The sequence below is a fragment of the Thermus neutrinimicus genome, assembly GCF_022760955.1.
Taxonomy (GTDB): Bacteria; Deinococcota; Deinococci; order Deinococcales; family Thermaceae; genus Thermus; species Thermus neutrinimicus.
Map to the genome: position 1 here is coordinate 94,574 of NZ_JAKTNU010000007.1, position 7,790 is coordinate 102,363.

Below are 7,790 nucleotides of genomic sequence, written 5' to 3' on the forward strand. Positions count from 1 at the left end.
GGTCTACCTCCCTGGTCCTATGGTAGCGCCTTCGCGGTGAGAGGACTGAGGGGTGTGGTATTCTCTAGCGGCGATGAAGGGGGTCCTCGAGGCCCTGCACCAGGGGGATTACGACACCGCCATTGAGCGCCTCACCCGGAAGGCCCTGTTCGGCTCCAAAGGGGAGGCCCGGGAGGCCCTTTTGCTCCTGGCGGAGGTGCATAGCCTCTACGGGGAGGAGGGGTTGGAAAAGGCCCACCGGGCCTTGGAGGAGGCCTATGAGCTCGGGGGGCTGGAGTACGACCCCCTGTACCGGGCCCTTCTGGGGGAGCTTCTGGCCCTCGAGGGCCGAGGGGAGAGGGAGGTGCTGGCCCTGTTCCTCCCCACGGAGGACCCCCGGGCCCGCTACCACCAGGCCCAGGCCCTCTTCTACCTGGGGCGGTTTGAGGAGGTGCTGAGGACGCTTAAGGAGGGGCTTCCCGCCTTTTTGGCCTGGCGGGCAGAGGGGCTTAGGGGCAGGGCCTTGGAGAGGCTGGGCCGCTACCGGGAGGCCGCCTTGGCCTACGAGAGGGGGGCGGAGCTGGCCTTGGGGCTGGAGCGCTACTGGCTCCTCTTGGATGCCGCTGCCATGTGGCTGGAGGCGGGGGAGGGGGAAAGGGCCCTCTTGGCCCTGGAGGAGGCCTTGGGGGCCGTGGGGGAGGAGCCCGTGGAGGATGCCGCCACCCGCCACTACCTCCTGGCCCGGGCCCATTTCCTCCTGGATAACCCCAACCGGGCCCTGGAGGAGGTGGGGAGGGCTTTGGCTTTGGAGGAGGAAAGCGGCCACAAGGCGTATGGCACTCCCCTTCTGCAAGGGCAGATCCTTCTCCGCCTGGGCCGTTACGCGGAGGGCATGGCCGCCTTCCAGGAGGCTTTGGCCAGGGCTGAAGGCCTGGAGAAGGGCTACGTTCTCCACGAGATGGCGGTGGCGGCCCTGGACCAGGGGGCCTACCTGGAGGCGGAGGAGTACCTGGGGGCCCTTTTGCGGGAAGAGGGCTACCCCTACCGCGCCCAGGCCCTGGCGGACCTGGCCGAGGCCCTGTACCGGCAAGGACGGTACCAGGAGGCGGAGGAGATGGCGCAAAAGGCCATGCGCCAGGGGGCAGAGGCGGCGGGGGAGCTGATCCTGGGCCACATCGCCTACGACCTCATGCACCTGGAGGAAGCCCTGACCCACTACCGCAAGGCGGCGGAGCTTTCCCAGGAGGGAAGCCGGGAGTGGGTGGGGGCCCAGGAGATGGTGGTGGATACCCTGGTCCAGTTGGGTTACCGCTCCCCCGAGGAGATCCTGGCCCGCACCGAGGCGGTCTTGCCCCACGTTCACCCCGCCGACGAGTGGCACCAGGCCCTGGTTGCCTACCGGGAGCGGGCGGAGGCCCTCCTGCGGGAGGGAAGGCGGCCCAACTAGGCCTTGCCCCGCCTTAAGGGGGCTAGGGCTTTCAGCACCTCCTGGGCCTTTAAGGGTTTGGGAAGGTGCAAAACCCTAAGGGGACGGAAGAGAAGCCCCGGGGGGGCTTCGCTTACCAGGTACAAGGAGGCCAGCTTGCCCTCGGGGTGGGCCCGGAGCTTTCGGGCCATTTCCAAGGCCCTTTCCCCCTGAAGGATGACGGCCTTGGGCCTTTCCTTCAGGAGGCGCAGGGCCATCTCGGGGTCCAGGGGAAGCTGTACCCGGTAGCGGTGGGCCTCCAACAGGTAAAGGAGAAGCCTTCGCACCACCCCGCTTTCCGCCAACACCAGGACCAAAGGGTCCTCGGCCAGCAGGGTGGATGGGCGGATCAGCCCCCGGCTTTTCAGCTCGAAGAGGATGTGATAAACCTGCTCTTCTGGAAGACCGGAAAGCAAGGCCACGCTTCTCGCCCGCCGCACCCCGTCCAGGAGTTCCAGCACCGTCCAGGCCTCCGGGGTCAGGGGGTGGCGGGTGGGGTCCTCCGCCAGGTGGAAGACCTCGTCGGGGTCCACCTGGCCTTGGCGCCACTCGTCCAGGCGGCGGGCTGCTTCCAGGAGGGTGGCCTTGGTTTCCAGGGTCTCCGGCAGGGCCACCTGGCTTCCCTCCTCCAGGGGCTCGGCCAGGACCTCCCCTTCCCTTTCCCCTAGCAGGGTGGCCAGGGCCTCGAGGACTTGGGCCTCGAGGGCCTCCCTTAGCTCCTCCTCCCCGATGAGGCCCAGCTCCAGGGCCAAGGCCCCCAAGGGGGTTCCGGGGTTTTCCCGCCCCTGGCGCTCCACCAGCTCCTGCACTTCCTCCAGGGAAAGGTGGCCAAGGCGCACCAGGTACTCCCCCAGGTGGGGCCCCGGCTCGGTGCGGGCGTAGAGGATGCGCCCGTGGAGGAGGTGGATCCGGCCATAGAGGCGGCCCCGGAAGGTCACCACGGCGCTTTTGCGGTGGTCGGCCAAAGCCTTCAGGAGCTCCGCCAGGTCCAGTTCGTCCAGGGTGGCCCGCACCATGGCCTAGAGAAGGGGTTCCACGGGAGGGGGGTAGCCCAGGTGGCGGTAGGCCCGTTCCGTGGCCACCCGGCCCCGGGGCGTGCGCTTCAGGAGGCCCTGTTGGATGAGGTAGGGCTCGTGGACCTCTTCCAGGGTCCCTGGGTCTTCGGAGATGGCGGTGGCCAGGGTCTGCAGGCCCACCGGGCCGCCTCCGAAGCGCAGGATCAGGGTTTCCAGGATTTCCCGGTCCCGCTTTTCCAGGCCAAGTTCATCCAGGCCCAAGGCGTTTAGGGCCTCGAGGGCCCTCTCTTGGGTGATGGTTTCCTCCCCCGCCACCTGGGCGAAGTCCCGCACCCGCCGGAAAAGCCTCTTGGCTACCCGCATGGTGCCCCGGCTTCTCTTGGCGATCTCCAGGGCGGCCTCCTGGGTGATGGCCACTCCCAAAAGCCGGGCATCCCGCCTGACCCCCTCGGCAAGCTCCTCCAAGGAGTAGTACTCCAGGTGCTCCACGATGCCGAAGCGGCTCCTTAAGGGGGCGGTGATGAGGCCAGGCCGGGTGGTGGCCCCGATCAGGGTGAAGCGGGGAAGCTCCAGGCGGATGGTGCGGGCCGCGGGCCCCTGGCCGATGACGATGTCCATCTTGAAGTCCTCCATGGCCGGGTAGAGGTGCTCCTCCGCCTGGCGGCTTAGCCGGTGGATCTCGTCGATGAAGAGGATGTCCGCCTCCTCCAGGGAGTTGGCCAGGATGGCGGCCAGGTCCCCGGGCTTCTCGATGGCGGGCCCAGAGGTGACCCGCAGGTTCACCCCAAGCTCGTGGGCGATCACGTGGGCCAGGGTGGTCTTGCCCAGGCCCGGGGGGCCGAAGAGGAGGAGGTGCTCCAAGGGTTCCCCCCGGGCCTTGGCCGCCTCAAGGTACACCCTCAGCTTCTTCTTGAGCCTCTCCTGGCCGATGTACTCGTCCAGGGTCCTGGGCCTTAGGGCGAGGTCTGGGTGCCCTTCCACGCCCTTTCATGATAGCCTTTTCCCGTGCGCCGGACGGTTAAGGAGTTCCGTCACGCCAAAGGCCAAAGGCTCGTCTACCTCACCGCCTACGACTACCCCACGGCCCGCTTAGCTGAGCGGGCCGGGGTGGACGCCATCCTGGTGGGGGATTCCCTGGGCATGGTGGTGCTGGGGTATTCCTCCACGGTCCCCGTGAGCCTGGAGGAGATGCTCCACCACACCAAGGCAGCCCGGCGGGGGGCCCCGGATACCTTTTTGGTGGCGGACCTGCCCTACCTTTCCTACGCCACCTTGGACCGGGCCCTTTCCGCCGCGGAGAGGCTCCTTAAGGAGGGCGGGGCGGATGCGGTGAAGCTGGAGGGTGGGGAGGAGGTGGCGGAGGTGGTTTCGGGGCTCAGCCGGGCGGGGGTGCCGGTCCTGGGCCACGTGGGCCTCACCCCCCAGACGGCCAGCCAGCTGGGGGGCTACCGGCTTCAGGGGAGGCGCCCCGAGGAGGCTGAGCGCATCCTAAAGGGGGCCTTGGCCCTGGAGGAGGCGGGGGCCTATGGGGTGGTGCTGGAGATGGTGCCCACGGGCCTGGCCAAGGAGGTCACGGAAAGGCTATCCGTCCACACCGTGGGCATCGGGGCTGGCCCTCACACGGACGCCCAGGTCCTGGTTTTCCACGATGTGGTGGGGCTTTACGGGGAGTTCAAGCCCCGGTTTGTGAAGCGGTATCTGGAAGGGGAAAGGCTTTTCCTCGAGGCCCTGTCCCAGTACGTGCGGGAGGTGCGGGAAGGGGTGTTCCCCGGGGAAGAGCACGGTTTCTAAGGGCCCAGACGGGCTCGAGGAGGCGGCCTGCCTTCCCAAGGCTAAGGGCAGGGTTTGGTAGGAAGGGGTCCCGCCCGTGGGGGTGTACGCCTAGGCTTTTGGCCTTGACGGATTTGTTGAAAATGGATTACCGTTATTGTGTGTTGGCCCTCGAGGTCCAAGACCTGTCTGTGCGCTTTGGGGAGTTCCGGGCCCTGGAGGGTGTCAGCCTGAAGGTGCCAGAGGGGGCCTTCGTGGCCATCGTGGGCCCCAACGGGGCGGGGAAGAGCACCCTTTTGAAGGCCATCCTGGGCCTTGTTCCCTTCACGGGCGAGGTCAGGGTCTTGGGGCGTTCCCTGGCGGAAAGCGATCCCCTGTGGTTTGGCTACGTGCCCCAGATCAAGACCTTTGACCGCTCCTTCCCGGCCCTTTCCCTGGAGCTGGTGGCCACGGGGCTTAGGCGGCGCTGGCCCTTCCGCCTCACCTCCTGGGAAAGGGAAGAGGCCCTTTCCGCTCTAAAGCGGGTGGGGGCGGAGGAGCTAGCCTTTCGCCCCTTGGGCCGGCTTTCCGGGGGGCAGCTTCAACGGGTCTACCTGGCCCGGGCCCTCATCCGCAGGCCGAAGATCCTTCTTTTGGATGAGCCCGCCACCGGGGTGGACCGGGTGGGGGAGGTGGACCTGTACCGGTACCTGGAGGCCTACCAGGGGGAGTCGGGGGCCACGGTCCTCATGATCACCCACGACTGGGAGGCTGCCCACCACGCCAGCCACGTCCTGGTGATGAACCGCAGGGTGGTGGGCTTTGGTCCGCCGGAGCGGGCTTTAAGCGAGGAGTGCCTGCGCCAGGCCTTTGGCCACCTGGGCCACGCCCATGGGCTTTACGTGGGGGGTGGGCGTGCTTGAAGCCTTGGGCTACCCCTTTTTTCAGCGGGCCCTCTTGGCGGGGCTTTTGGTAAGCCTTCTTTCCGGCCTCCTTTCCCCCTTCGTGGTGCAACGTAGGCTTTCCTTCCTGGGGGATGGCCTCGCCCACGCCGCCTTCGCTGGGGTGGCCTTGGGGCTTTTCCTGAGGGGAGAGCCCCTTTGGTTGGCCCTGCCCTTTACCTTTCTGGTGGCCATGGCTATCACCTTTGTCCGGGAGAAAACCGAGCTTTCCGAGGACACGGCCATCGGCGTCTTCTTCGCCCTTTCCGTGGCCCTGGGGGCCGTCTTCCTCTCCAAGGCCCGGGGGTACGTGGGGGACGCCATGGGTTACCTTTTCGGCTCCCTCCTGGCGGTGGGGCCTGCGGACCTTTGGGCCATGGCCCTCCTCCTCCTCCTCGCCCTCTTCCTCCTGCCCCTTTGGGGACCCTTGGCCTACGCCACCTTCGACCGGGAGCTGGCCCTTTCCGACCGGGTGCCGGTGGTCTTCCACGACTACCTCCTCTCCGGCTTCCTCGCCGTGAGCCTGGTGTTGGCGGTGAAGGTGGTGGGGATTATCCTGGTGGCGGCCTTTCTGGTGATCCCCGGGGCGGCGGCCAGGCTCCTAAGCTCCACCTTTGCCGGCCTCACCCTTCTTTCCCTCCTTTTGGCCTCCTTCTCCATGGTGCTTGGCCTTTTCCTCTCGTTCCTCCTGGACTGGCCCAGCGGCGCCAGCATTGTCCTCCTCCAGGCGGGGCTCTTCGGCCTGGCCTTCGTGAAAACCGTGTTTTCCGTGAGGAAATAGGGCCTTTGCGCTATACTGGGGGCATGTGGGTGTCCACGAAGGCCCAGTACGGCCTCAGGGCCCTGGTGGAGATCGGCCTCAAGGCCCCGGAGGCGGTGCCCCTTAAGGAGGTGGCGGAGGCCCAGGGCATCAGCCAGCACTACCTGGAGCAGATCGCGGCCCAGCTTCGGCGTTCGGGGTTCATCCGCTCCGTGCGGGGGGCCAGGGGAGGGTACCGCCTGGCCCGTCCCCCCGAGAGGGTGACGGCCCTCGAGGTGGTGGAGGCCCTGGAAGGCAGCCTAGCCCCCGTTTCCTGCATCGAGGACCCGGAGTCCTGCGCCAAGGTGGGCCAGTGCTCCACCGAGCTCCTTTGGAAGCGGGTGGATCTGGCCATGCGCCAGGTCCTGGGGGGCACCACCCTGAAGGACCTCATTGAGGAGCGGAAGCTCATCGAGGCCAAGCGGTTGATCCCGCTCCAGCCCGCAGGCTAGGCGCGGGTTTTGGGGCTTGCCGCCAGGGCCTGCCCCGGGCGAGGGGAGTCTAGGGCAAGGAGGGAGCCTTGGCTTGGGTCTATCTGGACTATGCGGCCACCACGCCCCTGGACCTCGAGGTCCAGGAGGCCATGCGCCAGGTGGAAGGGGTGTTCGGCAACCCGAACAGCGTCCATCGCTTCGGTCAGGAGGCGAGGAAAGTCCTGGAAGGGGCCCGGGAGAGGATCGCAGGCCTCTTGGGGGTGCGCCCCAGGGAGGTGGTCTTCACCGCTTCGGGTTCCGAGGCGGACGCCCTGGCCCTCCTGGGGGTGGCCCTGGCCAAGGGAAAGGGGCACGTGGTGAGCACGGAGGCGGAGCACTCCGCGGTCTTAGGGGCCTTGCGGCTTCTTGAGCGCCTGGGCTTCGCCGTGACCCGGCTCAGGCCCGACCGCTTTGGCTTGGTCTACCCCGAGCAGCTGGAGGAGGTCCTCAGGCCCGACACCGTTTTGGTGAGCGTCATGGCCGCCAACAACGAGCTCGGCACCCTTTACCCCATCCGGGAGATGGCCGAGATCGCCCGCGCCCGCGGGGTCCTCTTCCACACCGATGCCGTGCAGGCAGTGGGCCAGGTGCCCTTCCGGGCGGATGAGGTGGGAGCGGACCTGGTTTCCCTAAGTGCCCACAAGTTCTATGGGCCGAAGGGGATAGGGGTCCTTCTGGTGCGCCAGGGAGTGGATCTCTTCCCCCTGGTGCCGGGCAAGCAGGAGGGGGGAAGGCGGGGAGGCACCCAAAGCCCAGCCCTGGCCCATGGGATGGCGGTGGCCCTGGAGAAGGCCTTAAGGCTCTTGCCAAAGGAGTCTTCCCGGCTTCTCACCTTAAGGAGGCGCCTCGAGGAGGGCTTGCTTTCCGTGGAAGGGGTAGAGCTCAACGGCCACCCGGAGCGCCGCCTTCCCAAGCTGGTCAACGTGACGGTGAAGGGCGCGGATGGGGAGGCCCTGCTTCTCGCCATGGACCTCATGGGGGTGGCGGTGTCCTCGGGCTCGGCCTGTTCGGCGGGGAGCCTCGAGCCCTCCCATGTCCTCCTGGCCATTGGCCGATCCCCAAGGGAAGCCCGCGCCTCCTTGCGCTTCTCCCTAGGGCGCCACACCACGGAGGCCGAGGTGGACCGGGCGGTGGAGGTTTTCAAGGAGGCGGTGGCCCGGGCACGGGCCCAAGGCTAGGGTTGCCTTTTGGTAAACTCCTCTCGAAGCTCCCGCCTGAGGATCTTCCCCACGCTGGTTTTGGGCAGGCTATCCCGGAACTCTATGAGGCGGGGGACCTTATAGGCGGCGAGGTTTTGCCGGCAGAAGATCTCTATGTCCTTTTCCGTGACCTTGCCCCTGTAGGCTTCCTTGAGGACGATGAAGGCGG

At 67.3% G+C, this 7,790-nt stretch carries 9 protein-coding genes; 6 read left to right on the forward strand and 3 right to left on the reverse strand.

The genetic code is table 11. The annotated features are described in order from the left end of the window. Positions 1-73 precede the first annotated feature (73 nt). The gene (locus L0C59_RS06270; RefSeq protein WP_243090417.1) at positions 74-1,426 is read left to right on the forward strand and encodes a tetratricopeptide repeat protein; all 1,353 of its coding nucleotides are present in this window, start codon (positions 74-76) and stop codon (positions 1,424-1,426) included. On the opposite strand, the gene L0C59_RS06275 is transcribed toward L0C59_RS06270, so the two are convergent. Both L0C59_RS06275 and ruvB read right to left on the reverse strand, forming a co-directional pair. Beyond that, positions 1,423-2,460, reverse strand: a complete 1,038-nt coding sequence (locus tag L0C59_RS06275; RefSeq protein ID WP_243090418.1) for a DUF4388 domain-containing protein — start codon at positions 2,458-2,460, stop codon at positions 1,423-1,425. The two genes, L0C59_RS06270 and L0C59_RS06275, sit on opposite strands and share 4 nt — an antisense overlap. Positions 2,461-2,463: 3 nt before the next feature. After that, positions 2,464-3,441, reverse strand: a complete 978-nt coding sequence (gene ruvB / locus L0C59_RS06280; RefSeq protein ID WP_243090419.1) for a Holliday junction branch migration DNA helicase RuvB — start codon at positions 3,439-3,441, stop codon at positions 2,464-2,466. 24 nt (positions 3,442-3,465) lie between these two features. On the opposite strand from ruvB, the gene panB reads away from it, so the two are divergent. From panB to L0C59_RS06305, 5 genes are all read left to right on the forward strand, one after another. Beyond that, a complete protein-coding gene (gene panB / locus L0C59_RS06285) occupies positions 3,466-4,251 on the forward strand; it encodes a 3-methyl-2-oxobutanoate hydroxymethyltransferase (protein ID WP_243090420.1) in 786 nt (261 codons plus the stop codon). A gap of 140 nt (positions 4,252-4,391) precedes the next feature. Next, the gene (locus tag L0C59_RS06290; RefSeq protein ID WP_243090428.1) at positions 4,392-5,132 is read left to right on the forward strand and encodes a metal ABC transporter ATP-binding protein; all 741 of its coding nucleotides are present in this window, start codon (positions 4,392-4,394) and stop codon (positions 5,130-5,132) included. Then, positions 5,125-5,931 (forward strand): metal ABC transporter permease, encoded by an 807-nt coding sequence (locus tag L0C59_RS06295; RefSeq protein ID WP_243090421.1) that lies wholly within the window; start codon positions 5,125-5,127, stop codon positions 5,929-5,931. The genes L0C59_RS06290 and L0C59_RS06295 overlap by 8 nt, the downstream gene beginning before the upstream one ends. 23 nt (positions 5,932-5,954) lie before the next feature. Continuing rightward, complete coding sequence (locus tag L0C59_RS06300; protein WP_243090422.1) at positions 5,955-6,401, forward strand: RrF2 family transcriptional regulator; 447 nt, start codon at positions 5,955-5,957, stop codon at positions 6,399-6,401. A 68-nt stretch (positions 6,402-6,469) separates the two neighbouring features. Beyond that, on the forward strand, positions 6,470-7,600 hold the full coding sequence (locus L0C59_RS06305; protein ID WP_243090423.1) for a cysteine desulfurase family protein: 1,131 nt from the start codon (positions 6,470-6,472) through the stop codon (positions 7,598-7,600). On the opposite strand, the gene L0C59_RS06310 is transcribed toward L0C59_RS06305, so the two are convergent. After that, a partial coding sequence (locus L0C59_RS06310; protein WP_423247925.1) for an AMP-binding enzyme occupies positions 7,597-7,790 on the reverse strand: 194 nt, incomplete at its 5' end. The two genes, L0C59_RS06305 and L0C59_RS06310, sit on opposite strands and share 4 nt — an antisense overlap.

Coding starts and splice junctions, on each gene's coding strand:
- L0C59_RS06300 (WP_243090422.1), top strand. CDS start 5,955: ATGTGGGTGTCCACGAAGGCCCAGTACGGCCTCAGGGCCCTGGTGGAG.
- L0C59_RS06275 (WP_243090418.1), bottom strand. CDS start 2,460: ATGGTGCGGGCCACCCTGGACGAACTGGACCTGGCGGAGCTCCTGAAG.
- L0C59_RS06270 (WP_243090417.1), top strand. CDS start 74: ATGAAGGGGGTCCTCGAGGCCCTGCACCAGGGGGATTACGACACCGCC.